The sequence below is a fragment of the Anaerocolumna jejuensis DSM 15929 genome, from assembly GCF_900142215.1.
Classification (GTDB): domain Bacteria; phylum Bacillota; class Clostridia; order Lachnospirales; family Lachnospiraceae; genus Anaerocolumna; species Anaerocolumna jejuensis.
The window spans coordinates 24,339-48,747 of the sequence record NZ_FRAC01000012.1 but is presented as its reverse complement, the minus strand read 5'-3'; the positions used below and the strand labels follow the sequence as shown (position 1 = coordinate 48,747).

Genomic DNA, 24,409 nt, shown 5'->3' with positions numbered 1-24,409 from the left:
TTTAGTCTAAAACCTCTCTCAAATGTTCAATATATATGTTTCGGATATGTTCATACTCGCCAAGGCCTTTTAAGATGCATTGCACTTCATAGCCCTCTGCTTTTAACTTAGCGGCAAAAGAATCCTCTTCTCCTGCCATATCATTTATTGCATGGTCCCCTGCTACCAGCATAAACGGCAGTAAGAGAGCTCTTTTATCTTCCCTCTTAAGCCTGTTCAGCCGATCTATCACAGAATCAATGGTAATACTGCCTTCCACTGTAGCAATATAAATTTCTTTCCCGGTATAGCTTCTCAGTACCTCTTCCAGCTTCCCATAGCAGCTGTCTGCCTCATGAGCGGAGCCATGCCCCATTAAGATTACTGGGGAATTGAAAGCGAGGGACTTAATCTCCTCCCAAAGCCCTTTTGCAATCCTTCGGTAGTCGTCTTCCTTCTCCATAAGAACGCCTGCTGTCTGGATCTTAGTAAATAACCCCCGGCATTCCTCAATGGTCTGCTTCATTCTGCTATTTTCGATTCCATCGATAATATGCGTGGGAAGTACCACCGCCCGGGTAATCCCGTCCCCTGCCATCTGAAGCAGTGCTTCCCTTGTATCCGGGATAATCAGGTTATCCCTGTTTTTTAGAATTTTTCTTACAATATTACTGGAATATGCCTGATAGACCTGCCAGCCAGGGAATTGCTCCTGTACTTCTTCCGCCACCCTGTCAATATTTTTCTCTCTGGTTTCTTTATATGTAGTTCCAAAGCTTACAATCAGAATTCCCTTATTCATTTTAATACCAATACCCTGCTTTTCGCAAGCTTTATTGCGAAACTGCCTCGATAGTTACCATAACTCTGTACGGTACTGCCATTATGAAAGGCTGAAAGAAGCTGGCTGGCATCCTTTCCTTCAATATTTTTTCTTTCAGCCCTGCTCCTATCATACAAGCCGGTTTACACCGCTGTCAATAAGGATACCTCCTGCTGCAAAAAACAGCTTATACATTTGACTCTTTCGTCTTACCATTGGCCCACTTTTTACGTTCTACAAAGCGTCCCATGATAAAAGCAATAATGCCAACTCCAATACCGGTCTGAAGGCAGAAGAAGAGGCTTTCTACTTCTCCCGGGAGCTCTCCGTGTATCATGGTTTCCAGGACAGGTGTAAACCATGGCTCATAGCCTCCGGTAATCTGTTCGATCATAACACTTCCCGCATCATCAGAGCCCCCGAATTCGGCACCCTTTAATGCAAATAACGGTACTAATGCAATCAGTACTGCAACTAATATTAATATGATTACGGTTCTTTTTTTCTTAGTCATTTCCCTCTGCCTCCTTTATAAAATGAATGGACTTTAATTCCGGCTGTGCATAATTTTCCAGAGCCATAATAATAAGGACTGTCAGGATACCTTCCAATATGGCAAGGGGAAGCTGTGTCGGTGCAAATACACCAAGGAATTTTGCAACGGAAGCCATTACGCCGCCCTGTGGGGACGGATAGCTCAAGGCAAGCTGGAAGCTGGTCACACAATAGGTAAAGATATCTCCCAAAAAAGCTGCCAGAAAGATGGATACGAACTTATTTACCTTTAACTTCTTGCACAGGGTATAGATTCCAAAGCTTAAAAGCGGCCCTGCAATAGCCATGGAAAAGGTATTGGCTCCCAGTGTTGTAAGTCCTCCGTGGGCAAGGAGAATTGCCTGGAACAGCAATACGATAATCCCCAGAATACTAACGGTGCTGGCTCCAAATAATATGGCTCCCAGTCCTGTTCCTGTCATATGGGAACAGCTTCCTGTTACAGATGGAATTTTCAGGGAAGAGATTACAAAGATAAATGCTCCTGCCATGGCAAGCAGCGTAATATTTTTTCTGTTCTCCTGTAATTTCTTTTTAATGGACAGAAATCCCGCTGCTAAAAATGGAATACATAAAATTCCCCATGCAATACAGTATTTCGGCGGAAGATAGCCTTCCATTATGTGCATTGCATTGACACTTGGGGTAATGCTGAAGATGACGGACAATATCCCCAGAACTACAATCAGTTTTTTTTGTTTTCTTGACATTGAAACTCCCTCTTTTCATAATTTATATGGAACAAATATAAAATTTGCTGCCACTCTTATAAAAGTAAATCCAGCTCGGCTAACTGCTTTGGATAGACTGGCGATTCCTTCACCTTGCCCTTTTTCCTCAATAATTCGTATAGCTCTAAGTAAACAGGCTTTTTCAGATTTGCCTCTTTTAACAGTTCTTCCTTCTGAAAGATTTCCTGAGGCGTACCATCACCTATCAGCCTGCCCTTACTAAATACCAATACTCTTTCTGCAAAGCGGTATGCAAAATCCACGTCATGGGTGGAAAGAAGAATAGTCCTTCCTTCCTGCTCCATTTTATTCAGCACCTCTTCCAGCATCTGTGCATTTACCGGGTCTAAAGAAGCCGTAGGCTCGTCAAAAATCATGATATCGCAGTCCATTGCCAGAATGTCCGCAATGCTGACCCGCTTCTTCTCACCGCCGCTCAGGTAATGGGGCGGTCTCATTATATAATCCTCAAGGTTCATTTCCCTGATGGCACCCATTGTCCTCTTCTCTACTTCTTCTCTTTCAAGCTTCATATTCATAGGGCCAAAGGCTACCTCTGCCTTGACCGTAGTAGCAATAATCTGGCTGTCCGGGTCCTGAAAGATAATTCCCACATGCCTTCTTAGCTGGCTTCTGTTCTTCTTTCCCATAACCTCGCCCCTGTAGCGGATTTCACCGCATTCCGGTTCCCGGACTCCGTTCAGATTGAGAAAGAAGGTGGATTTTCCTGCCCCATTGGCACCAAGCACTGCAATTTTCTCTTTTTGAAATATCGAAACATTAATATCCTCCAGGGCCCTCCGGCTTTTATCGTAAGCAAATGACAGCCCGCTTACCTTCAGAATTTCTTCCTTCATTTACCCTCTCCTAATTATGTAAAAAATCAGTATCAGCAGCGCCGTATACAAAAATCCGTATACCAGCTGCCCTCCTGTCAGTTCCTTTCTTTCTTCCCAGAACCGGCAGTCACCATCATAGCCCCTGGCTTCCATGGCATCATAATACATATCCGCTTTTTTCATAGACATAACAAAAAGATTGGCAATCTCCCCGCTAAAGGTACGAAAGGATGTCTTAAGGTCACAGTATCCGTTTCTGGATTTTGCCGCTTCTTTCTGTGCACGGTTGGTATCGGAAAGGATGAATATATAGCGGTAAATCAGATGCATCAGTTCTAAAATCAGCCCCGGCACATGGACTTTACGAAACACCGAGATGATTTCTCCCATGGGGGTGGAAAGAGTTACCATATAAAATGCACTGATTGCTGCAAATGCCTTTAATGCGGTATCCAATGCAAGTATCAGGCTGTCCTTTGTGATAAATAGCCTTGTCCAGAAAAACGGGATAGAAAACAGGCTGCCCCTCCCATCTCCAAACTGAATCATTATGGCTGCTCCTCCAAGCAGGATAAAGGCTGCGGGAACCCATAATAATCTAAGATAATCCGTGCACGGTATTCTTCCGCGGCCTACATTCAGATACAGCATAAAGACCATGGTTGCAGCGGACACCAGAATCGAGTCAGCAGCTATTACCGTTAGCAGCGCCCCTAGTGAAAAAATAACCTTATAAACGGTATTCCAGTTACGTAAGCCCGATATATAGGCATAGTAATCAATGGATACATGACTGTGTGCTTTTTTCATACTCTTTTGCCCTTTCTAAAAAACGGCTGACATACTCAGTATTTGAGTAATAGTATAAATGAGGGAACCCCCACCAGTGATTCCTTCCTGCATGGACACACTGCCAGCTCCTCCCTGTCACAGGTTTTTGCGCCACACAGGAGTTTCCGTTATTCTCACTGTCAAAGTAATGGAATTCATGTCCTCTGATTTTGGTGTTTTCCTTCAGATAGCTTTCTGTATTGGCAATCAGCTCGGTAGTGGCAATCCTCTTGGCATCGGCAATCGTCTCGGTATTGGCAATCGTCTCGGTATTGGCAATCGTCTCGGTATTGGCAAACGTCTCGATATTGGCAATCCTCTTGGTATTGGCAGTTATCTCAGTATTAGCAATTACCTCAGTATTAGCAGTTATCTCGGTATTGGCAGTTATCTCGATATAACCGAAGCGTACCAGCTTTCCGGTATAATAACAGCTTCCCTTTACCGCACCAACCATAGGGAAGGTTTCCCCCTCTATGTTCTTTAGCGCTTCATGCAGATATAGGAATCCACCGCATTCTGCAATAGAGGGCATACCCCGGCGGATAGCCTCGTTGATGCTGTCTTTCATTTTCTTATTTTCGGATAGTGCCTTCCCATAAAGCTCCGGGTATCCTCCCCCTAAAACCATGCCCTGGAGATTCTCCGGAAGCCTCGTATCCCGCAGGGGCGAGAAGAAAACCAGCTCTGCATTATGCTGCCTGAGCAGCTTGAGATTATCCTCATAGTAAAAGCAAAAAGCCTCATCCCGTGCTATTCCAATCCGTACCTTTTCCGTCCGTACTGGGATAACTGCTTCTTTTGCCGTAAGCTCCTCTGCCTGTGAAGCAATCCTGCAGAGCATATCTATGTCTGCTGTGGCTGCCATGACTGCCGCCAGCCCTTTTACCTCTTCCTTTAGCCCTTCCACCTCTTCCGGCAGCTTAAGTCCCAGATGCCGGCTTTCCAAATGGATGTCCTTTTGCCTTGGGAAATATCCAAGTACGGATACCGGCAGCTGCCCTTCTATTTCCGGCTTAATGGTCTCATAAAATGCCTTTGAAATACCATTCAGCAGAACTCCCCGTATCAGACGCTCCCTGTCAAACTGTAAGAATCCGCTGATCAGGGGAATTACCGACCTCCCCATACCATGGGCATCAATTACCAGGATAATGGGTGTTTTCGTTACCCTTGCCAGATGATAGGAGGAGGCTTCTTCCTTTATTCCTCCCAACCCGTCATAAAGCCCCATAACACCTTCGATAACAGAAATATCCTTATCCCTGGCTCCCTCTAAAAAAAGGTATCTGGTGGTGTCTTCACTGGTAAAGAAGGTATCCAGATTTTTTGACGGCACTCCGATAATCTTTTGATGAAACATGGGGTCAATATAATCCGGACCACATTTAAAAGCAGCTGTCCTTTTCCCAAGGTCTGACAGGACCTGAAGAAGCGCACAGGTCAGAAGAGTCTTTCCGCTGCCGCTGCTTACCGCAGCAATCATAATTCTTGGCACCTTCATTTTCACTCATCCTTTCCGTCCTTTGTGAAGAAAAAGGACAGGATATACACCGGGTTCTCTGCCTGCATCAAATGATAGCCTCCTGCCGCCTTCGCCCTTGAGACCTGTATCTGTATAACCTCTTCCTTTTCAACCGGCATGGTTTTTAAGAGCCCTGTTACTTCGCCGACGGTTTCCAGGGTAATGGCATTGACAACGATACGAGCTTTGGGATTCTTCTGATACAATACCGCCAGTATCTCCTTCATATTCCCGCTGCTGCCTCCGATAAATACGTGGGTAGGTGCCGGCAGGCCGTTTAATGCCTCCGGTGCTTCTCCCCTTACGAGCGTCAGGTTGGAAAGGCCGTACTGTGAGCGGTTTTCTTCTATAAGCTCTGCTGCCTCTTTCTTCTTTTCGATGGCAAATACCTGAATCCCATCCGATAACCTGGCACACTCTACCGCAATCGAGCCGGTACCGCTGCCCACATCATAAAGAACAGCTTCTTTTGTTAACCCCAGCTTACAGACGGATACCTCCCTAACTTCCTCCTTGGTCATAGGCACCTTTCCTCTTAGAAAGGCTTCATCGGGCAGACCATGGGTCAGCCTTCGCCTTTCCGCCCTTTCATTCTCAAGAAGGCAGACATATAAGCCTTCCTCCTCAAGAGTCAGACATTCCCCGGGAGTTAGAGTCAAAATCTTCTCTTCCGGATAGGAAAGCTGGTATCCGGCAGATATTCCTACCTCTTCCATTCCTGCTGTTAGCAGCATATTTCCAATGGCTCTCATATCCGCCACCCCCGATACCAAAAGGAAGGTCTTTTTATTTTCCCTGACTGCCTCCAGCACATTGGCAGCTCTTCCATGGATACTTACAATCTCTGCTTCCTGCCAGCTTGTATGAAGCCTTGCCGCCAGATAAGCAACGGAGGAAATGCCGGGATAAATGCTTACTTCTGCTCTCAGACCTCCCTCCTCTGTCTCGTTCTTTAATGCTTCATAAAGCTTTTCAGCCCCGCTGTAAAAGCCGGTATCGCCGGAAAAGAGAATTGCAGCCCGCTTCCCCTTACTTTCCTTCAGATATGGAATAATATCCTGTGCCAGATAATAAGGGATCTTCTCCTTCTGCCAGGGAATCCCTTCCAAAAGTCTCCTGGCACCGATTATAAAATCCGCTTCCTTCAACTTTTCTTCCGCTTCCCTTGTCAGGAGCTTCAGGCTTCCCATTCCCATACCAATGAAGGAAATCTGCATTTTCTCTTCCTCTAAAAGAGCCTTCCCCGTCAGCTTCTCCAATTCCGTGTAGACTTCATTATCTGTTAAGCCCCCTGCCCCTTCGGGATTTCCGATTACCATTACCTTGGTTCTGTTCTTCCCTGCTGCCTGTATTTTTTCAAAGAATCCTCCGGTGCTTCCGCTTTCCTTGGTTACCAGACAGCTGATATCAAATTGTTTCAGGATTGCTTCATTCATTTCCACGGAGAAAGGGCCCTGCATGGCAATTATCTGCTTTCCGGTTATTCCGTTCTCATAGCAAAGGGATATACTCTCCAGCCCCGGCAGTACTCTCACATATAAACGTCCTTTCAGCTCCGCTATTCTGCTGTATACAGCCAGCTCCTTGCTTCCTGTGGTAAGCAGGATATTTCCGGCAGTCTCCTTTAAGGCCTCCGCACATGCCTGACTGGTTGGATAACAGGATATATTCTTCTCATGGGAGAACATTGATTTCGTATCCCGTTTTAAACGCAGATATGGTATTCCGCTTCCCGCCATGCTGTCCCTGATATTTTCGGAAACAACCGTCGCAAAGGGATGGGTAGCATCTACCACCGCAAGGTAATCTCCCTGTGTAAGAAAATCCTTCATTTCCATAGCGGTCATTCTGCCCTGCCGGACTGTAAGTCCCTCCAGTCCTTCCAGCCTTTCCATGACCATTTCCCCATATTCCGTGGCTACACAGGCCGTACAGCGAATGCCGTTTCTGCATAGAACTTCCGCCAGCCTCCGCCCTTCTGTTGTTCCTGAATAAATCAGTATCTGCTTCATAAATGATATCCTCTTTTTGCCACCAGTTTTTCTTTGATAAGCTCTGTCCTGGAATTACCGATAAATACTGTTGTGAACATGTTTACCTGCTTCTCTTTCAGTTCCTTTAAGGTACAGGTAACCGTTTTGGTTCCTTCCCTTCCGATGTTCTCCACATACCCGCAGGCTCTCTCTTCCTCTATCTGTTCCAGCAAAATCTCACAGGCTTTTTTTAGATAATCCCCTCTCTTATGGCTGGAAGGGTTATAGAGTGCAATGGAAAAATCTCCGATGGCTGCCGCTCTAAGCCTTTTCTCTATCTGCTCCCAGGGTGTCAGTAAATCACTGAGGCTTATAACACAATAATCATGGTTCAGGGGAGCTCCAAGGCAGGCAGCGCCGCTGTTGGCTGCCGTAATTCCCGGAATGACGGTAAGCTCGCAATCCGGATATTCCTTTCCGATTTCATACAGTAAGGAGGCCATTCCATAGACTCCCGCATCTCCGCTGCATAGCATTGCCACCTTTTTTCCTTTTTCTGCTTCCTCAAAGCACATTTGGCAGCGCTCCACTTCCTTACGCATCGGTGTGGATAAGAATTCCTTTCCGGAAAAACGCTCTCCCAACAGGTTCAGGTACACGGGGTATCCGATGATAACATCACTGTCCTCCAGAGCCCTCACTGCTTGAAAGGTCATCATATCCTCTGTTCCCGGACCCATTCCGACTACATAAATATTATGCTTCATCAAAAGCCACACTCCATTTCCTTTTTGCTATTGCAACTGTAATCCCGTTTTCTGCGTATTTTGATAATAGTAAGCTTCCACCCTCCTTACAGGCTGCCATGGCAGAACGCTCACATACATTGTCAACTCCTACCTGTTCCTCCACAAAGGAAGAGGTGGTAAATTCTCCGGTAATTTCCCTTAAGACTTCACTGGAAAAGGTCATAAAGGGCAGCCTGTATTTTTCGGCATACCGGACCAGTCCTTCCTCCCCCTTCTTCCTGTCAATGGAGGCCAGGGCTGCTACCGCTTCCAGCCTTATACCGGCCTGCTCCAACTGCCTGCCGACTACTTCTTCTATCTCCTTCAGGGCCTTTCCGCGCTTACAGCCAATTCCCACCACATAAGCCTTGGGACATAGCTGCAGGTCCGCATATTCTGCATCTGCCAGGAAGGGAGAGACAAGAAAGGATACCCGCTGCGTTACAGGATAGGGGACAAGGGTCAGCTCCTCCGGCACCTTCCCCCTATATTCACCTGCAACCGCTGCTGTCACCGTCTCCTGATTTAAAACAGCAGAAGCTACTTTGGCGATTCCTTTTCGGTTGCAGATGGCAAGCTCATTCTTTCTGGCAAACACATCCACTGCAAAAAGCCCATTTACGTCCGAAGCTGTTGTGAGGACTGCCGTCCCGCCCAGCTTTTCCGCAATTTCTTCCGCCAGCTCGTTGGCACCGCCGTAATGGCCGGATAATATGGGAATAACAAAGCTCCCTGCCTCATCCATTACCAGAACCGGTGAATCGGAAAGCTTATCCTTCACAAAAGGTGCAATGGTACGGACAGCGATTCCGCAGGCTCCGATAAATAACACTGCATTCCCTTCCTCAAACTGTTCCCCGGTCCACCTGGACAGGTTTTCTATGATACGGACTGCCATTCTGTGTTCACATACTTTATCCGTGCTTTCCGGCTTCTCTTTATATTCCCTTTCTGAAAAGCCTCCGAACTTAGTAAATAAATCTGTCTCTCTTTCCTCTTTCAGAGCTTCCCCGACCCTCCGGGAAAGCTCCATACCCCTTCTGGTAAAGCTAACTATACGAAGCTTCATACCCTCTTCCCCCGGTATTCCGTTTCAAAGTCCGGCGCATATAATCTGGAACGCTTATAATTCTGATGAGCTATGGCAGCTCCTACCAGAATCAAGGCTGTCTTTGTTATATTATGGGCTTTTGCTGTTTCATCCAGGGTGCTGATGGTGCAAAGGTAAGCCTCTTCCTCCGGCCAGGTGGCCTTGTAAACAATGGCTGCCGGCGTATCCGGAGAATACCCCCCCTTTACCAGCCTGTCCCTTAGCTCCCGGAGCATACCGGTGCTTAAATAAATTGCCATGGAAGCCTTATGTGCTGCCAGGCTTTCAATACTCTCTGCCTCCGGTACGGCTGTCTTCCCTTCCATTCTTGTAATAATCAGACTTTGGGAAATTCCCGGCAGCGTATATTCTAAATTCAGGGAAGCAGCAGCTCCAAAGCAGGCACTTACTCCAGGGCAGCTTTCATAAGCTATTCCAAGGCTCTCCAAAATATCCATCTGTTCTCTGACTGCACCATAGATACTAGGGTCCCCCGTGTGAAGGCGTACGGTTGTCTTCCCTTCTCCCTCGGCCTGTGTTATCACTTCTATTACTTCCTCCAGGGTCATCCTGGCACTGTTATGGATACAGCAGGCCTTCCCGGTATAATTCAAAAGCTCCGGATTAACAAGAGAGCCTGCATAAATGACCACATCTGCCTTTTCCAACAGCTTCCTTCCTCTTACCGTAATCAAATCCGCTGCTCCGGTTCCGGCTCCTACAAAATAAACCATTTCTACTCTCCCGCCTTTTTTATTTTCTGTAACAGTTCCGCTGCTCCGGCGCTCCTTACAAGCTCTCCGCATTCATTTGCATACATAATACATTCTATATGAAGCTTTCTATCCGCCCGTTTGTTCAGATGAAAGCTGGCTTTCTCCATAATAACAGCCATGGTCTCACTAAGGCTTCCACTTCTTTCCAAAATCCTGACTGCTTCTTCCGTTGTGACACAGCCAAGGATTGCCTTTGCAGCTGCCGCATCAATTCCGGCCTGTATTCCGGCCGCTGCCATAAGCTCCATCCGGCAGTCCCCTTCCCTGGAATGAGTATTCATCATCCCACCGGAAAGCTTGATTAATTTCCCGATATGTCCGGTCAAAAGCAGCTCTTCAAAGCCCGCTTCTATTGCCATATCAATGGTATTTCCTATGAAATTACTGCACTTGATACTTTTGTCAAGCTCGTACTGGTATGCCTCTTTCATAAAGGCCTGTCCGTAATTTCCCGGCGCCACTGCAACAGCCTTACAGCCTTCTGCCCTTTTTACATTCAACTCCACCCGTATGGTATCGAGTAAGGCCTGGCTGCTCATGGGCTCTACAATTCCGGTGGTCCCAAGAATAGATATACCGCCGGTTATTCCAAGCCTTGGATTAAAGGTCTGCTCCGCCAGCCTTTCGCCCTCCGGGACAGAAATTACCACTTTTAACGTGCCTTTGTAATCCGTTAGCTCACAGATTTCCGTCACTTCCTTTACAATCATCTCCCTTGGCACATGATTGATGGCGGCATTGCCAACTGGCTGGTCTAATCCGGGCTTTGTTACTCTTCCTACTCCAACGCCACCGTCGATTAGTATTTTTCCGCCTTCCTCTCCCTCTGTCCTATCTGACAATAGAACTGTGGCAAATACCAGAGTTCCATTCGTCACATCCGGGTCATCTCCGCTGTCTTTTCTGACGGCACAACAAACCATGGCTTCCGTCCTTGTAATCTCTTCCACCTCAGCCTGAAAGGGAATTCCTTTGGGCGTATCAATTATAATTGTCTTTTTCTCTTTTCCGGTAAGCAGCATATAGGCCGCTGCCTTTGCCGCTGCCGCTGCACAGCTTCCGGTGGTAAAGCCATATCTCATATTAGGCTCCCATCTGCGTGCTTTAGCACGCATACTAAATCAGGGGGAGTAAAAGATTTCGTTTTCACTCTTCCCGGCATAATGCCGCTTTATGGCATCACAAACTTCTTCTGTGTGAAAGTGTTTTTTTTTCACACTTGCTCCCATTGCATGCCGCAGACTGGTCTGCGGTACTATACATAGTCGAATTTAATAGTCTTAAAATATGATTATGACCCTCCTCTTTCAAGATCATAAAGTATGGCATTTACAATTGCTGCTGCCACATTGCTTCCACCCTTTCTGCCCCGGTTTATGATGGAGGGTATCTCAGTTGACAAAATCAATTCCTTTGCCTGTACCACATTTACAAAACCAACGGGGACACCGATAATAAAAGCCGGATAGTAGGTCCCTTCTTTTATCATTTCATAGAGCTTGAGCAGTGCGGTTGGTGCATTCCCAATAGCAAATAGCACCGGCTTTTCTATTTTTGCTGCCATCTCCATGCTGACTGTGGCTCTGGTGGAGTGATTTTGCTTTGCCAGCTCACCCACCTCCTTTTCTGCCATAAAGCAATGAGCCTCTCCCCCAAAGCGAGCCAATACGTTCTTATTGATTCCCGCCAGGGCCATATTGGTATCTGTCACGATGTCTGCGCCCTTTTGAATCAATTCCCTGGCCTTTTCCACGGCACCCTGTGAAAAGGCAAGAGTCTCTGCATAATCAAAATCCGCACTGGTATGGATAACCCGCTTTGTAACCATCTCCTGCTCCGGTTTTAATAGGATATTCCTCTCCTTCAGCTCTGCCGTGATGATTTCAAAGCTTCTCTTTTCAATCTCTTCCGGAAGCACAAATTCTATTTCCTGCATTCTTTCGCTTCCTCCATCTCTTTTATCGTTTTTATCAGCAGTTCATTCTCAGAATGGGCCTTTACGGCTATCCGGTAAAAATCCTTTCCCAATCCCCTGAAATTACTGCAGTCTCTGATTAATATTTCTTTGTCAAGAAGCCTTTCATAAAGGAGCCAGCCTGTCTTTAACAGCAGATAATCGGCCCTGGAAGGATATACCCTGATGCCCGCCTGCCTCAATTCTCCTGCCAGGTACTCCCGTTCCTCCTTTACAAGGCTTACGGTTTCCTTCAGATATTCTCCTTCCTCACAGGCTGCCCTGCCGGCTGCCTGAGCAAAAACAGACAGGTTCCATTCCGGCAGCTGCCTCTTGATGTCATTCTTTAACTCCTGATTTCCGCATAAGAGATACCCAAGCCTTACTCCCGGTATAGCAAATATCTTGGTAAAGGCCCGCACAACAATTACGTTAGGATACTCCGCCAGTTTATTTTTAAAGCTGCGACTTCCTTCCTCCCCTGTAAATTCCAGAAAACACTCATCCAGAACAATGAGAATTCCTTTCTCTTTACAGTGCTCTGCCATTTCCTCCAGGAGGGAAGCCTCTATCATATTTCCCACCGGATTGTTGGGATTTGCCAGGAAGAGCAGGTCTGTTTCATCCGTAAGGAATTCTTTGATTCCTTCCTTCAGGCTAAATTGATGCTCTTCTTTCATTTCATAGTAGACGACCTCTGCTCCGGTAGAGGCGGCCGTCCATTCATACCCGTAGAAGGAGGGCACCGGTATTACAATCCGCTCAGGCTTTACGGCATGTACAATAGCCATAAATAATTCCGACGCACCGTTTCCAAAAAGGAGGGAATCCTCACTGACACCTGCCATCCCGGCTACGCTCTTTGTAAGCTCCTCTGCCTTTATGTCCGGGTATTTACTGCACTCTCCGACAGCTTCGATTAAGGCCCTTTTCACGGAATCCGGTATCCCCAGGGGATTCACGTTTACTGAAAAATCCATCTTTACTTTATTCCGGTAGATATCTCCGCCATGACGCATACTCTAGTTCCTCACCTTTCGCCCTTGTTCTCAATTTCTCTATGTAAACCATTATCTTGCAGCTATAAAAGCAGCCAGTAGCAGACACAGCAGGCAGATTCCTTCACAAAGTCCTGCTGTCAGATACAGAAGGCGGTTCGCACGGGCAATGTCCTCATATTCCACTGCCCTTTTCTCATCCCCGATAAAGGGCTTATGATGTATCCTTCCAAAATAGCTGGCATCTCCCGCAAGACGTATGCCCAGTGCTCCGGCACAGACTGCTTCTGTGTGGGCGGAGTTCGGACTGGCATGATTTCTCCTGTCTCTTTTATATATCCTTCCAGCTTCCTTTCCGCTGTATTCTTTGCCGGCAAGATAGCTGGCCAGTATCATAAGCAGGGCACTGATTCTGGCAGGGATGAAATTCATGGCATCATCAAGCTTTGCTGCTGCTCTTCCAAAGTAAAGATATCTGTCATTCTTATAGCCCACCATGGAATCCAGGGTATTGACCGCTTTATAGAAAAATCCAAGGACCGGTCCTCCGACAGCCAGACAGAGCATTGGCGCTATTACACCATCGGAGGTATTTTCCGCCACCGTTTCAATGGCAGCCTTTGCAACACCTGTTTCGTCAAGGCATTCCGTATCCCTCCCTACAATCATGGAAACTGCCTTTCTGGCTCCCTGCAGGTCCTCTTCCTTTAACTTTTTATATACCTTCATGCTCTCCTGCTTCAGGCACTTGGTCGCAAGAATCTGATAGGTCATGATGCTCTCCACTGCAAATCCCAGACAGGGAGTGATTTTATATGCCGCATACAGAATAAGAAGGGTAATGGTCACAGTAATCACTAGTACCAGAATTGTTAAAAGAACCCCTCTTCGAAATTCCTTTCTGTTATCTCTTTGTTCTCCCTCTTTTTCCGGAAGCAGCCCATGGTCTAATTTTGCTATCAGACTTCCGATCAGCCGGATTGGATGAGGAAGCCAGTATGGGTCTCCCAGGATAAGATCCAATAGAAAACCGGTAAAAAAGCCTGCGATATGGTATATCATCATCAATTCCTCTATAACTTTCGTATTATTTCCAGCATTGGCTCCTGCTCATTCAGAAGCTTTAAGCTGCATACATAGCCTTCTGCGTTCTTACACTGGTAATCATAGTAACTTCCCCCCTTACAATAACAGCTGAGAAGTGCCATGATAGTACCGCCATGGACCACTGCGGCGGCATTGAAGGACGCTGTTCCCACATTTGTTACCAGCTCCTTCCATACCTTTTGCAGACCCTTTTGGCATCTTATAAGGAATTCTTCCCTGCTTTCACCTCCGGGAAAAGGCAGCTCACCGTTACTGTCTATCCAGGCCTGATAATCTGCATCCCCGTTAAGCTCTTTATAATTTTTTCCTTCAAAGCTGCCAAAATTAATCTCTCTCCACTCTTCTATCAGGACCGGAACCTTACCTCCATAAAGGAGTTCTGCTGTCTGGGTACAGCGTTTCATGGGACTTGAAAAAAGAATATCAGCTTTAGGATATTTCCCCATTTCCTTCTGGTAAAGGAGTTTCTCCCTTCCTGCCTCCGACAAATCCTCCTCCCCCCTTCCAAGGTATCTTCCCAATGCGTTGGAGGGAGTTTCCCCATGCCGTATAAATATCAGGTTTATTTGATTCTCTGTCCAATTCCGCATATGATCCGCTCCACCTTAACCGCTTCCTCTGCCAGTCCGCACAGAATACGGCCAAGCCTTTCCCTGTATTCTCTTTCTTCCGCTTCCATGGGTACGATTCCGTTTCCCACTTCATCACTGATAATAATCAGCTCCCTGTTCTTTGCTGTGATAGCTTTTATCAAATCCTCCGGGTCTTTGCCCTGCCTTAACAGGCTTCTGATAAGCATATGGAAATGATTGATGACCCTCACTTCTTCCATCTCGTTTTCCGATATTTCTGCAGCATCTATTACCTTATCTCGTCCAATTCCCGTCTGCTTTAAAACATAATTCAACTTTCCCTGGGCACATCCGCCAATATACAGTTCCATATTCATCCTTTCCGATTGCCTCCGGTAATCAAATCTGTTACTTTTCATGATAGTTCATATATACAGCATCCATATTGGGGTCATTCTTTTTTATATTGCGTGCCGAATAGATGAAGATTCCTATTAGATTCCAATCAAATATTTCAAAAGTTATCACACACAGATCCGCCTGCATATCACAAGCCTGTTTGTGATGCAACTTAGCTAGAAGACTGAAAAGTACACTTCATTTTCAAGCTAAATTACCTTCATAATGCAGCATGCGGAAACAATCACCACTGTAATGACCTCACTGATTGTCACATAATACCCTGCCGTATCCCCTGTTATTCCGCCGAATTCCTTGTAGCAGCGGTAACGGTAATAGAGAAAGGTCAAGGCAGCTCCTATTGTGATGGCAATTCCTGTCACGAAGGAAAGATAGAGCATAAACAGCACGCATAAAACAAGCTGAATATACAGGGAAATCTTCACGACCTTTTCATGTGCCTTGCTGGAGAAGAGGTATAGCAGTCCTTCTTTTTTCGCACATTTAAGGCTCACTACTCCAATTCCGCTTACGATGCGGGATAGGACAAATCCCGCTCCCACCGTCGCCATGGCCCTAAGACCGCTGATTTCTGAATAAGCTCCTGTAAAAATGAAATAGTACAGGATTATCTGTATGACGGAAAAGGCACCAATGTGGGAATCCTTTAAGATTTCAAGCTTCCTTTCCCTGCTCTGGTAGGAATGAAGGGCATCCATGGTATCCATAAAACCGTCCACATGAAATCCGCCGGATACCAGCAGCGGAAGAGCTGTTCCCACTGCCGCAAATATAAGCTTACCCAGCTGAAAATCCTTACAGATAATCCCCCAAAGATAGGTTAAAATACCGATTACGGCTCCAACCCAAGGAAAAAAGCAAAGTACATATTTCATGTCCTGGTCCTTCCACTCAAATTGCGGAACCGGTATCTTGGAATACATTGAAAATGAAATAAAGAATGATTTTACAACTGCCATGGTTTTACTCTCCCCCTATAATCGGTTTTCCTTTTACCGGAACCGGAATACCAACTACAACCTCTGTTACAATATCCGCTATTCCTGCCAGCTTCTCATTTATTCTGCCAAGAGCCTCCAGGTAGCCTTTCGTTGAAGCATCATATAGAATGCCATCCTCAAATACATTGTTGGTAACAATCAGCAGATTTTCCGCCTTTTCTTTTAGAAGGGCCACTTCCTCACAGACCTTTCCGGCGACCTCCTCCGGCTTCTTGCATACACCGGAAGAAAACATTTCATTGGCTGCAAGATTTGACATGCATTCCAGCAGTATGGTTTTCTTACCAGCTTTCATTTTATCAATAGCCTCTGAAAGATTATGGGGCTGCTCTATGGTCTGAAAGCCCTTTCCGGCCCTTAAACGCTGATGCCGCTCTATTTTCTTCCTGCCTTCGTCATCATAAACCTGCATCGTTGCAAGATAATACAGAGTACCTTCCTGTCCCAGCAAAACGGCTGCCTTCTCTGCATAGGCAGATTTCCCGCTGCCGCTTCCTCCTGTAATAAGCACCATCATAGGCTGCTATTGATATCATCAAAGGTTGAGCTGCCTTCGTATACGGACAGCACCGTATCCAGTAAGGGAAACAAAAATACAGCCCCGGTACCTTCACCAAGAGCCAGAGAGGCATCCAGCACCGGATGGAGTCCAAGTTCCTCCAATAATCTTTTTGCGGCAGGTTCCTTGCTCAGGTGGGAGGGTATCATATACTCCTTCACGCCGGGAACCAGCCTTTCAGCTGTTAAAGCAGCCACAGCACTGATGACTCCGTCTATTATGACCGGAATATGGTATAGGGCACCGCCGATAAATACTCCTGCAAGTCCTGCTATATCAAGTCCTCCCACCGTCTCAAGAATCCGAAGGGTCTCTTCCTTTTTAAAGCGGTATTTCTCTAAGGCTTCCTTTATCACTTCACCTTTACGCTGGAAGCCTTCTCTGCTGAGTCCGGCTCCTATACCCACGACCTCCTCCGCGCTGCAGCCAAGAAGTGCGGCTGCCATGGCACTGCTGGTGGTGGTATTGCCCATACCCAATTCTCCGGTTGCCAGAAGGGTATAGCCCTTTTCCTTACATTCCTTTACGGTTTCCATTCCAATTTCAATTGCCCTTAGAGCTTCCTCCTCCGACATAGCAGGTTCAAATCTGAAATTCTTCGTTCCGCAGACAACCCTTTGCTGAATCATACCCCTTATCTCTTCTACCTGATGAATTCCAATATTCACCGGCAGCACATCCGCCCTGGCACTTAATGCCATTCTGCTGACAGAGGCTGTCCCCTTTACCATTTCTCCGGCAATAATGGCTGTCATCTCATATCCGAAATGGCTTATTCCTTCTTCTGCGATTCCGTTGTCGGCACACATAACAATTACTGCCCTTTTCGAGATATCGATATCAGAAGTCCCTGTTATGGCACCAATCTGAGCAACAATAGCTTCAAACTGCCCAAGCCCGTTGACAGGTTTTGCAATTCCGTCCCAGACAGCTTTTACCCTCTGCCTCTGCTCCTTATCCGGCCTATCTGTTTTTAGTTCCTTTAACGCTTCTTTCGTCATGTTCTTCCTCGTTTCTATGTAATTTTGACACCTCGCATGTTTACTGTTACAAACCAGGCGCCAACAATTTTATATCTTCATTATTTTATAAATTTCATCCATGTCCAAATACTCTCTTAAGGTCTCTGCCAGCTTATCGTACTGGGTTTCCTTAAAAGCTTTATAGTCCATCATTAATCCATCTTCCAGAGTCAGTCCTTTTTTTCCGGCCAGCTCTCTGACTATAACCGATGCTGCTCCGCCTTCATCAAATATGCCATGGACATAGGTTCCATACACATTTCCTGCGGCAATTCCATCTGCTTTTTCCTGCCCGTCCAATTGGTTTGTAAGGCTGCAGAAGGAATCAAAGCCTTGCTCCTTTACCGTACTTCTTCCCATATGAATCTCATAGCCCTTTAATTCCATGCCCGACAGCCCGGACAAGAGCCCCGGTACTTTTCCGAAGGTTCCCTGGACCTGGGTCCGCACCTTTTCTTTCTCCAATACCGTGTCCATGGGAAAGAAGCCCATACCGGTAAGCTCTCCGCCCTCTTCGATTCCATAAGGGTCTGCTAACCTTTGACCCAGCATCTGAAAGCCCCCGCAGATTCCGAAAATAACGCAATCCTCCTGCCTTTTTTTCACTGCCGCTTCCAGCCCGTTCTGCCTCATCCATTTCAAATCGCCCATGGTATTTTTACTACCCGGCAGTATTATCATATCGGGATGATGGAGCTGCAGGACAGAATCCACATATCGGACGGATACTCCCTCTATCTGCTCAAATACCATAAAATCTGTGAAATTTGAAATTCTGGGGAATCTGATTACGGCAATATCGATCTGTGCTTCCTCTCTCCTCTCAAACCGGCTGCTAAGGCTGTCCTCATCCTCTATGGAAAGCTTCATATAGGGAACTACGCCGATTACCGGAACCTGGCCCTTTTCTTCCAGCATGGTAATCCCAGGGTCAAGAATGGTTTTATCTCCCCGGAACTTATTGATAATAAGTCCCTTGACCCTTGCCTTTTCCTTCTCTTCCAGCAGCATCAGAGTCCCCACAAGCTGGGCAAAAACGCCGCCTCTGTCGATATCCCCCACCAGGAGAACAGGCGCATCCAGAAGCTCTGCCAGCCCCATGTTTACAATGTCATTCTCCTTCAGGTTAATTTCCGCCGGGCTTCCCGCCCCTTCTACCACAATAATGTCAGCCTGCATTTCCAGGGCATGAAATGCTTTTTTGATATCCGGCACCAGCTTTTTCTTATAGGCAAAATAATCCCTTGCCTTCATGTTCCCGATGACCTCCCCATTTACAATTACCTGGGAGCCGATATCATTGGTCGGCTTTAAGAGGATTGGGTTCATTAATACCGAAGGCTTTATTCCTGCCGCTTCCGCCTGCATTACCTGCGCCCTTCCCATTTCCAGCCCTTCCTCCGTAATATAGGAATTTAACGCCATATTCTGAGATTTAAAAGGAGCCACCCGGTAGCCGTCCTGTTTAAAGATTCTGCACAGACCGGCTGTCAGCAGGCTTTTTCCCGCATTGGACATGGTTCCTTGGATCATTATCACTTTTGACATAAAAAAACCTCCATTGCCACGAATGGGCATGGAGGTATAAAAAGACGTAATTCAAGACAAAGTCCGACCTGTCTTATCCATTCCAAACCAGTTTCTCGTGGCTGTACAAGCTTCATTTAAGGCAGGTCTCCTGGCTGAAAGATCATAATTTACGGCAGCCTTCCCGATTAATATCAGTGACTTTTTTGCCGCAACTCCCTTATCACAGTGACGAGTTCGTACAGGATTTGCACCTGTTTCCCTTTTCATCAGAACAAAGCATATGCTTTTCTGACACCTTAAATGTATTTAATTTTCAGTAAACTATTATATTATAAATCAGAAGCTTTTACCAGTCTTTTTTTCCTCGCGGATAGTTTCTGTTGTTACAGCTCAGTATTCGACTTTTGGTCTTCATTAGATTTAAGTCTTGGGAAACGGACGATGGTTTCTGGTTCCGTTCAGGAATTTTCTCGTTCACGGTTCCAATTCCACTAAAATGCCAGCCGTTATTCCTGGAAGGTTAAATTGCACCAAACTCGCTTTACAGTTACTGGGTATATTAATACTGTGCGCTCAAACACTGGTGTAATTTAACCAGTCATAACGGCTGCCATTTAAGTGTCATAAGGAACCCCTCAATAGAAAATGCCTGAACGGAACCAGAAACCATCTGTATTTTGCCTTAAAATTTCTGTAAGTTGATGTGCAAGGCTGAACAGGCTTAACTGGAACTTCCTGTTTTTTTTGCGGGTTCTCTGACTGATTTAAGAAATTACCTTCCGAAATAAAATACACTGCTAAAGCTTACTTTGGGATTCTGCATGACTTTAATATATCTGATGCTCGCCTTCTAATGCATCGTCTAACCGTTTATCGGTACATCTTCTTGCAGCTTCTATGTCACGCTCTTTGACACATTTATATAAGCAAAGTACACTGTCATATAAGGCTTCTTTTCCATAACGGTGGCAGAAGCGCTTCCAGAGCTGTGTCACAACAGGTTCAAAGGAGATATAAATCAAGGGCATTATACTGTTTCCGCTAATCACGGAGAGTCTGTGATGAAAGGAAAAGGTAGCTGATACCGTCTCCTGAATCGATTTTGCAGCTGCAACTTCCTCCAGTAATCCTTCCAGCCCCAGGATATCCTCATCGGCAGCATTTTTAATGACGGAGTCCGTTGCCAGATGCTCCAAGGCCCGGCGGACCTCCAAGATGGAGTAAATTTGAGACTTTCCAAGGGTATCTCCGTGATATTCCATGATGGCGTTCAGGGTATTGATGTTTCCATTCTTACCGTAATCTGCCACAAATACTCCCTGCCTTGGATAGATATCTAAAAAGCCCTGTTTTTCCAGCTCCGCAAACCCGCCATTTATCACTGCCCGGCTGACCTGCATCTGCTTGGATAGCTCTCTTTCAGGTGGTAATTTGCTTCCGACGGGAAGGTGTCCTGATAAAATCATGTCACGAATCTGACAAATAAACATCTCTTTTAAGCTCAAAGCACTAAGCTTCTGAAATTCCATTGCAATTTCCTCTCATTCTGCTGCCGGAAGCGGCATAGGCTCCCTCATACTGGCTCTGGTCATACCAGGAGCCAATACTATTTTATCATACATTCTCACTAAAATCCAACAAATAAATATGTAATAGTGACAAATTTTTTTTGCATTATTGCTAGTATTCATAGAATATTCTATAATAATATTGTTAAAAAATATACGAATCTATTTCCTTGGCTGAACCAGAAAACTTATGAGAAATAATCCTGCGACTTAATTGTAAAAAGGCCTTCCGGCGACAGGAAAAATACCATAAACTGGTTCTCTTAGCCAAATAACTGAATTAGAATGTAAAAGAAAGGAGCGTGACACATGGAAGAATTTAAAGTTCTTGAGATAAAAACAAGTGTCTTTGCTGACAACAACATACAGGCCGGAAAGCTTCGTGAGGAATTAAAGGCTGAAAAGGTCTTTCTTCTTAACCTGATGTCCAGTCCCGGCGCCGGTAAGACCACAACTCTGACCCGTACCATTGAAGCCTTAAAGAGCGACCTGAGAATCGGCGTTATGGAAGCGGATATTGACTCTGACGTGGATGCCCGTACCATACAGCAGACCGGTGCCAGGGCAATCCAGCTGCATACCGGCGGTATGTGCCACCTGGATGCTGAAATGACCCGCCAGGGATTAGAGGGACTGAATACGGACGGACTTGACCTTGTAATACTGGAAAATGTGGGCAACCTGGTCTGTCCCGCCGAATTTGACACCGGTGCAGTCAAAAATGCCATGATTCTCTCCGTACCGGAAGGGGACGACAAGCCTCTTAAATATCCGCTGATGTTCTCTATCTGCGATGTGGTACTGATAAACAAGGTGGATGTTATGCCGTATTTTAACTTTGATATGGAAAAATGCAAGGCTAACATCAAGCTCCGCAATCCCAAAGCCAAAATCATTCCCATCAGTGCTCTGAAGAACGAAGGCATCAGGGAATGGACCGACTGGCTGGGCAATGCGGTAAAAGCCTGGTGTGAATAGCTGTACGTATAACCATCTTAATAGGAATGAAGTATGAATTTCAAATGCGTATAATAAGCGCAGGAAAGGAAACTATGAGTGAATTAAGACCTAAAATCGTAAAGCTTGCAAAAATGGTAGGCGGTATTGCCGGTGCCATGAATAAAATCGATGAGAATACTCCCGAATATTATTCACTGGACTGTGTCGTAACAGATGACATGGCTGATATTGCCATGATTATCGGCCTGCGTAAGCCCCGTACCTTCGAGTATGTAGCCAAGCGCTCCGGTAAGAGCAAGAAGGAGACAAAGGCTCTTTTAGAGCAGCTGACCTACACCGGTGTTGCGAAGGTATGGAAGGATAAAGAGGATAAGAAAGACAGGTACTTTGTAAATATTTTTGCCCCCGGCATGCTGGAAATGATGGTAAATAACCGTGAACAATTAAACGAGCATCCGGAAATCGGTAAAGCCTTTGAAGAATACACCAGGCTGCGTCTTGCCCCTATGGCTGCCAAGTTCCCTCAGGGTATGGCAATGATGCGTGTTATTCCTGTAGAAGAAGCCATTAAGGATATTCCCGGAACAAAACCCTGGGAACGTCTCTCCTACTATCTGGACAAATATGATACCTTTACCGTATCCGATTGCTCCTGCCGCCAATCCCGCCGTGTACTGGACGAAGGCTGCGGACATCTGGAAAAAGATATCTGCATCCAGATGGGTGAAGGTGCCGAATACTATATCCGAACAGGCAGAGGCCGCCAGATTTCACGTGAGGAAGCAAAGGAAATCATTCAATTTGCAGAAAACAACGGACTGATGCATGAAATGCCCCATACCGACGGCCTTGGTGAATCAGCGGCTATCTGTAACTGCTGCGGCTGCTCCTGCTTCTCCCTGCGGCTTGCAACACTTTTCAATACCCCGGATTCCATACGTTCCAACTTTACTGCCAAAGTTAAGAAGGAAAACTGTGTAGCCTGCGGACAGTGCGTGGAAAACTGTCCTGTCAATGCCCTGAAGCTTGGCCAGAAGCTCTGTTCCAAAACACCTGTTTCAGTAAAGGCTGAACCTACTGCCCGTGACCATATCTGGCGGGAAAGTGACTGGAATGTGGATTACCGTGAAAACCGCATGGATGTTACGGAAGAAGGTACATCACCTTGCAAAACTGCCTGTCCGGCCCATATTTCCGTACAAGGTTACATAAAGCTTGCTGCTTCCGGCCGTTACCACGAAGCACTGGAGCTGATAAAGAAGGAAAATCCTTTCCCCGCCGTCTGCGGACGGATCTGTCCTCATGGCTGCGAAAGTGAATGTACCCGTGGTGATATTGATGAACCGGTATCCATTGATGAAATCAAGAAATTTATTGCCGATAAAGAGCTGGACGGCTCTATCCGTTATATTCCGCCCATGCGTTACAACCTTGGAAACAAAATCGCAGTGGTAGGCTCCGGTCCTGCCGGTCTTTCCTGCGCTTACTACCTGGCAATCGACGGTTACCAGGTAACCGTGTTCGAAAAGGAAGAAAAGCTTGGCGGCATGCTCACCCTTGGCATTCCCTCCTTCCGTCTGGAAAAAGATGTCCTTAATGCGGAAATCAATGTTCTGCGTGAAATGGGCGTAACCTTTAAGACAGGAGTTGAGGTTGGTAAAGATGTCACCTTGAAGGGGCTTCGCGAAGAGGGCTTTGAAGCTTTCTATCTGGCAATCGGTGCACAGGGCGGAAGAAGCCTTGGCATTGAAGGAGAAGAGGCAGAAGGTGTTATTGCTGGTGTTGATTTCCTCCGTGATGTAAACCTGGGAAGAAAAGCAGAGCTATCCGGAAATGTAATAGTTATCGGCGGCGGAAATGTGGCAATTGACGTAGCACGTACTGGTACAAGGCAGGGTGCTGCAGCCGTTGACCTGTACTGCCTGGAAAGCCCCAGTGAAATGCCGGCATTACCGGATGAAATTGCAGAGGCCGAGGAGGATAGCGTGACCTTCCACAATGGCTGGGGCCCGAAACGTATCCTGACAGAAAACGGCAGGGTAACCGGTGTGGAATTCAAGCGCTGTATCAGCGTATTCGATGCAGACCACCGTTTTGCTCCTAAGTATGATGACAATGATACCATCATAGTAGAATCAGATACCGTACTGCTTTCCATCGGCCAATCCATCCAGTGGGGCGGACTCCTCTCAGAAAGCAAGGTCGAGCTTGGACGCGGCGGCATTGCAAAGGCTGATAGTCTGACCTTACAGACTTCCGAGCCGGATGTTTTTGTAGGCGGTGACTGCTTTACCGGACCTAAATTCGCTATTCATGCCATTGCAGCCGGAAAAGAGGGCGCCATCTCCATCCACCGCTATGTACAGCCCGGTCAGTCCCTCGTATTTGGCCGTGACAAACGTGAATACCATGCCTTTGATAAGAATAATGTCGCTGTAGGCGTACAGGATTTCGATACCACTCCCCGCCAGAATCCTGGCCATTCTCCCGAGAAAAAGGGCAGCTTTCTGGATGACCGTATGACCTTTACCGAGGAGCAGTTAAAGAAAGAGACCGAGCGCTGCCTTGGCTGCGGTGCTGTGGAAATTGACAGCTATATGTGCATTGGCTGCGGCATGTGTACCACGAAATGTAAATTTGACGCAATCCATCTGGAACGCACCTATAACACAGTTCCCAATACCTATGAAAAGCTTCCTGTCAAAATAGCGACCAACGCAATTGTACGTACCGGAAAGATAGCTGCTACTACACTGAAAGAAGGAGTTAGAAGGAGCTAGGGAATGGATTGCCGCTAAAAGCGGCGGA

The 24,409-nt window shown here is 46.4% G+C and carries 23 protein-coding genes and 1 riboswitch; of the genes, 2 read left to right on the top strand and 21 right to left on the bottom strand.

Translation table 11 applies throughout. The features are described from left to right. Position 1: 1 nt before the first annotated feature. The 21 genes from BUB77_RS12565 to BUB77_RS12465 all read right to left on the bottom strand — a co-directional run bounded on the left by BUB77_RS12565 (position 2) and on the right by BUB77_RS12465 (position 20,602). Entirely contained in the window at positions 2 to 781 is a 780-nt protein-coding gene (locus BUB77_RS12565; RefSeq protein WP_073276400.1) for a sirohydrochlorin cobaltochelatase, read from the bottom strand. Between the two features lie 208 nt (positions 782 to 989). Beyond that, complete coding sequence (locus BUB77_RS12560) at positions 990 to 1,316, bottom strand: energy-coupling factor ABC transporter substrate-binding protein (protein ID WP_073276398.1); 327 nt, start codon at positions 1,314 to 1,316, stop codon at positions 990 to 992. Beyond that, the gene (locus BUB77_RS12555) at positions 1,309 to 2,067 is read right to left on the bottom strand and encodes an energy-coupling factor ABC transporter permease (protein WP_073276396.1); all 759 of its coding nucleotides are present in this window, start codon (positions 2,065 to 2,067) and stop codon (positions 1,309 to 1,311) included. The genes BUB77_RS12560 and BUB77_RS12555 overlap by 8 nt, the downstream gene beginning before the upstream one ends. A gap of 56 nt (positions 2,068 to 2,123) precedes the next feature. Next, positions 2,124 to 2,945, bottom strand: a complete 822-nt coding sequence (locus BUB77_RS12550; protein ID WP_073276394.1) for an energy-coupling factor ABC transporter ATP-binding protein — start codon at positions 2,943 to 2,945, stop codon at positions 2,124 to 2,126. After that, positions 2,946 to 3,737 carry a cobalt ECF transporter T component CbiQ gene (gene cbiQ / locus BUB77_RS12545; protein WP_073276392.1) on the bottom strand — a complete coding sequence of 264 codons (792 nt, stop codon included), beginning with the start codon at positions 3,735 to 3,737 and terminating at the stop codon, positions 2,946 to 2,948. Next, positions 3,706 to 5,262, bottom strand: a complete 1,557-nt coding sequence (locus tag BUB77_RS12540; RefSeq protein WP_073276390.1) for a cobyrinic acid a,c-diamide synthase CobB — start codon at positions 5,260 to 5,262, stop codon at positions 3,706 to 3,708. The genes cbiQ and BUB77_RS12540 overlap by 32 nt, the downstream gene beginning before the upstream one ends. A 2-nt stretch (positions 5,263 to 5,264) precedes the next feature. Continuing rightward, positions 5,265 to 7,295, bottom strand: coding sequence for a bifunctional cobalt-precorrin-7 (C(5))-methyltransferase/cobalt-precorrin-6B (C(15))-methyltransferase (locus BUB77_RS12535; RefSeq protein WP_073276388.1), 2,031 nt, complete (start codon positions 7,293 to 7,295; stop codon positions 5,265 to 5,267). Beyond that, on the bottom strand, positions 7,292 to 8,023 hold the full coding sequence (gene cobJ / locus BUB77_RS12530) for a precorrin-3B C(17)-methyltransferase (protein ID WP_073276386.1): 732 nt from the start codon (positions 8,021 to 8,023) through the stop codon (positions 7,292 to 7,294). The genes BUB77_RS12535 and cobJ overlap by 4 nt, the downstream gene beginning before the upstream one ends. Then, positions 8,013 to 9,113 carry a cobalt-precorrin 5A hydrolase gene (locus BUB77_RS12525; RefSeq protein ID WP_073276384.1) on the bottom strand — a complete coding sequence of 367 codons (1,101 nt, stop codon included), beginning with the start codon at positions 9,111 to 9,113 and terminating at the stop codon, positions 8,013 to 8,015. The genes cobJ and BUB77_RS12525 overlap by 11 nt, the downstream gene beginning before the upstream one ends. Further along, positions 9,110 to 9,868, bottom strand: a complete 759-nt coding sequence (gene cobM / locus BUB77_RS12520; RefSeq protein ID WP_073276382.1) for a precorrin-4 C(11)-methyltransferase — start codon at positions 9,866 to 9,868, stop codon at positions 9,110 to 9,112. Before cobM ends, BUB77_RS12525 begins: the two co-directional genes overlap by 4 nt. A 2-nt stretch (positions 9,869 to 9,870) precedes the next feature. Further along, on the bottom strand, positions 9,871 to 10,992 hold the full coding sequence (gene cbiD / locus BUB77_RS12515) for a cobalt-precorrin-5B (C(1))-methyltransferase CbiD (protein ID WP_073276380.1): 1,122 nt from the start codon (positions 10,990 to 10,992) through the stop codon (positions 9,871 to 9,873). A gap of 209 nt (positions 10,993 to 11,201) precedes the next feature. Continuing rightward, positions 11,202 to 11,846 (bottom strand): precorrin-8X methylmutase, encoded by a 645-nt coding sequence (locus BUB77_RS12510; RefSeq protein WP_073276378.1) that lies wholly within the window; start codon positions 11,844 to 11,846, stop codon positions 11,202 to 11,204. After that, the gene (locus BUB77_RS12505; protein WP_073276376.1) at positions 11,834 to 12,883 is read right to left on the bottom strand and encodes a pyridoxal phosphate-dependent aminotransferase; all 1,050 of its coding nucleotides are present in this window, start codon (positions 12,881 to 12,883) and stop codon (positions 11,834 to 11,836) included. Before BUB77_RS12505 ends, BUB77_RS12510 begins: the two co-directional genes overlap by 13 nt. Positions 12,884 to 12,934: 51 nt before the next feature. After that, the gene (gene cbiB / locus BUB77_RS12500; protein WP_073276685.1) at positions 12,935 to 13,924 is read right to left on the bottom strand and encodes an adenosylcobinamide-phosphate synthase CbiB; all 990 of its coding nucleotides are present in this window, start codon (positions 13,922 to 13,924) and stop codon (positions 12,935 to 12,937) included. An 11-nt stretch (positions 13,925 to 13,935) separates the two neighbouring features. Then, entirely contained in the window at positions 13,936 to 14,559 is a 624-nt protein-coding gene (locus BUB77_RS12495; protein WP_073276374.1) for a histidine phosphatase family protein, read from the bottom strand. Then, complete coding sequence (locus BUB77_RS12490; RefSeq protein ID WP_242962490.1) at positions 14,532 to 14,918, bottom strand: bifunctional adenosylcobinamide kinase/adenosylcobinamide-phosphate guanylyltransferase; 387 nt, start codon at positions 14,916 to 14,918, stop codon at positions 14,532 to 14,534. The genes BUB77_RS12495 and BUB77_RS12490 overlap by 28 nt, the downstream gene beginning before the upstream one ends. A gap of 231 nt (positions 14,919 to 15,149) precedes the next feature. Then, on the bottom strand, positions 15,150 to 15,920 hold the full coding sequence (locus tag BUB77_RS12485; RefSeq protein WP_073276372.1) for an adenosylcobinamide-GDP ribazoletransferase: 771 nt from the start codon (positions 15,918 to 15,920) through the stop codon (positions 15,150 to 15,152). Positions 15,921 to 15,924: 4 nt separating this feature from the next. Then, complete coding sequence (locus BUB77_RS12480) at positions 15,925 to 16,476, bottom strand: bifunctional adenosylcobinamide kinase/adenosylcobinamide-phosphate guanylyltransferase (protein WP_330392557.1); 552 nt, start codon at positions 16,474 to 16,476, stop codon at positions 15,925 to 15,927. Beyond that, positions 16,476 to 17,522, bottom strand: coding sequence for a nicotinate-nucleotide--dimethylbenzimidazole phosphoribosyltransferase (cobT, locus tag BUB77_RS12475; protein WP_073276368.1), 1,047 nt, complete (start codon positions 17,520 to 17,522; stop codon positions 16,476 to 16,478). Before cobT ends, BUB77_RS12480 begins: the two co-directional genes overlap by 1 nt. A 69-nt stretch (positions 17,523 to 17,591) precedes the next feature. Then, complete coding sequence (locus BUB77_RS12470) at positions 17,592 to 19,091, bottom strand: cobyric acid synthase (protein WP_073276366.1); 1,500 nt, start codon at positions 19,089 to 19,091, stop codon at positions 17,592 to 17,594. 103 nt (positions 19,092 to 19,194) lie between these two features. After that, positions 19,195 to 19,387, bottom strand: a riboswitch (cobalamin riboswitch). 513 nt (positions 19,388 to 19,900) lie between these two features. Next, positions 19,901 to 20,602, bottom strand: a complete 702-nt coding sequence (locus tag BUB77_RS12465) for a FadR/GntR family transcriptional regulator (protein ID WP_073276365.1) — start codon at positions 20,600 to 20,602, stop codon at positions 19,901 to 19,903. 348 nt (positions 20,603 to 20,950) lie between these two features. On the opposite strand from BUB77_RS12465, the gene hypB reads away from it, so the two are divergent. After that, complete coding sequence (gene hypB / locus BUB77_RS12460; protein ID WP_073276363.1) at positions 20,951 to 21,619, top strand: hydrogenase nickel incorporation protein HypB; 669 nt, start codon at positions 20,951 to 20,953, stop codon at positions 21,617 to 21,619. A 74-nt stretch (positions 21,620 to 21,693) separates the two neighbouring features. Then, positions 21,694 to 24,381, top strand: coding sequence for an FAD-dependent oxidoreductase (locus tag BUB77_RS12455; protein ID WP_242962488.1), 2,688 nt, complete (start codon positions 21,694 to 21,696; stop codon positions 24,379 to 24,381). The last annotated feature ends 28 nt before the right edge of the window (positions 24,382 to 24,409 follow it).

Coding starts and splice junctions, on each gene's coding strand:
- BUB77_RS12465 (WP_073276365.1), bottom strand. CDS start 20,602: ATGGAATTTCAGAAGCTTAGTGCTTTGAGCTTAAAAGAGATGTTTATT.
- cbiQ (WP_073276392.1), bottom strand. CDS start 3,737: ATGAAAAAAGCACACAGTCATGTATCCATTGATTACTATGCCTATATA.
- BUB77_RS12560 (WP_073276398.1), bottom strand. CDS start 1,316: ATGACTAAGAAAAAAAGAACCGTAATCATATTAATATTAGTTGCAGTA.
- cbiB (WP_073276685.1), bottom strand. CDS start 13,924: ATGATATACCATATCGCAGGCTTTTTTACCGGTTTTCTATTGGATCTT.
- BUB77_RS12540 (WP_073276390.1), bottom strand. CDS start 5,262: ATGAAGGTGCCAAGAATTATGATTGCTGCGGTAAGCAGCGGCAGCGGA.
- BUB77_RS12485 (WP_073276372.1), bottom strand. CDS start 15,920: ATGGCAGTTGTAAAATCATTCTTTATTTCATTTTCAATGTATTCCAAG.
- BUB77_RS12510 (WP_073276378.1), bottom strand. CDS start 11,846: ATGCAGGAAATAGAATTTGTGCTTCCGGAAGAGATTGAAAAGAGAAGC.
- BUB77_RS12565 (WP_073276400.1), bottom strand. CDS start 781: ATGAATAAGGGAATTCTGATTGTAAGCTTTGGAACTACATATAAAGAA.
- cbiD (WP_073276380.1), bottom strand. CDS start 10,992: ATGAGATATGGCTTTACCACCGGAAGCTGTGCAGCGGCAGCGGCAAAG.
- cobT (WP_073276368.1), bottom strand. CDS start 17,522: ATGACGAAAGAAGCGTTAAAGGAACTAAAAACAGATAGGCCGGATAAG.
- cobJ (WP_073276386.1), bottom strand. CDS start 8,023: ATGAAGCATAATATTTATGTAGTCGGAATGGGTCCGGGAACAGAGGAT.
- BUB77_RS12505 (WP_073276376.1), bottom strand. CDS start 12,883: ATGCGTCATGGCGGAGATATCTACCGGAATAAAGTAAAGATGGATTTT.
- cobM (WP_073276382.1), bottom strand. CDS start 9,868: ATGGTTTATTTTGTAGGAGCCGGAACCGGAGCAGCGGATTTGATTACG.
- BUB77_RS12525 (WP_073276384.1), bottom strand. CDS start 9,113: ATGAAGCTTCGTATAGTTAGCTTTACCAGAAGGGGTATGGAGCTTTCC.
- BUB77_RS12470 (WP_073276366.1), bottom strand. CDS start 19,091: ATGTCAAAAGTGATAATGATCCAAGGAACCATGTCCAATGCGGGAAAA.
- BUB77_RS12480 (WP_330392557.1), bottom strand. CDS start 16,476: ATGGTGCTTATTACAGGAGGAAGCGGCAGCGGGAAATCTGCCTATGCA.
- BUB77_RS12555 (WP_073276396.1), bottom strand. CDS start 2,067: ATGTCAAGAAAACAAAAAAAACTGATTGTAGTTCTGGGGATATTGTCC.
- hypB (WP_073276363.1), top strand. CDS start 20,951: ATGGAAGAATTTAAAGTTCTTGAGATAAAAACAAGTGTCTTTGCTGAC.
- BUB77_RS12535 (WP_073276388.1), bottom strand. CDS start 7,295: ATGAAGCAGATACTGATTTATTCAGGAACAACAGAAGGGCGGAGGCTG.
- BUB77_RS12495 (WP_073276374.1), bottom strand. CDS start 14,559: ATGCGGAATTGGACAGAGAATCAAATAAACCTGATATTTATACGGCAT.
- BUB77_RS12550 (WP_073276394.1), bottom strand. CDS start 2,945: ATGAAGGAAGAAATTCTGAAGGTAAGCGGGCTGTCATTTGCTTACGAT.
- BUB77_RS12490 (WP_242962490.1), bottom strand. CDS start 14,918: ATGAATATGGAACTGTATATTGGCGGATGTGCCCAGGGAAAGTTGAAT.
- BUB77_RS12455 (WP_242962488.1), top strand. CDS start 21,694: ATGAGTGAATTAAGACCTAAAATCGTAAAGCTTGCAAAAATGGTAGGC.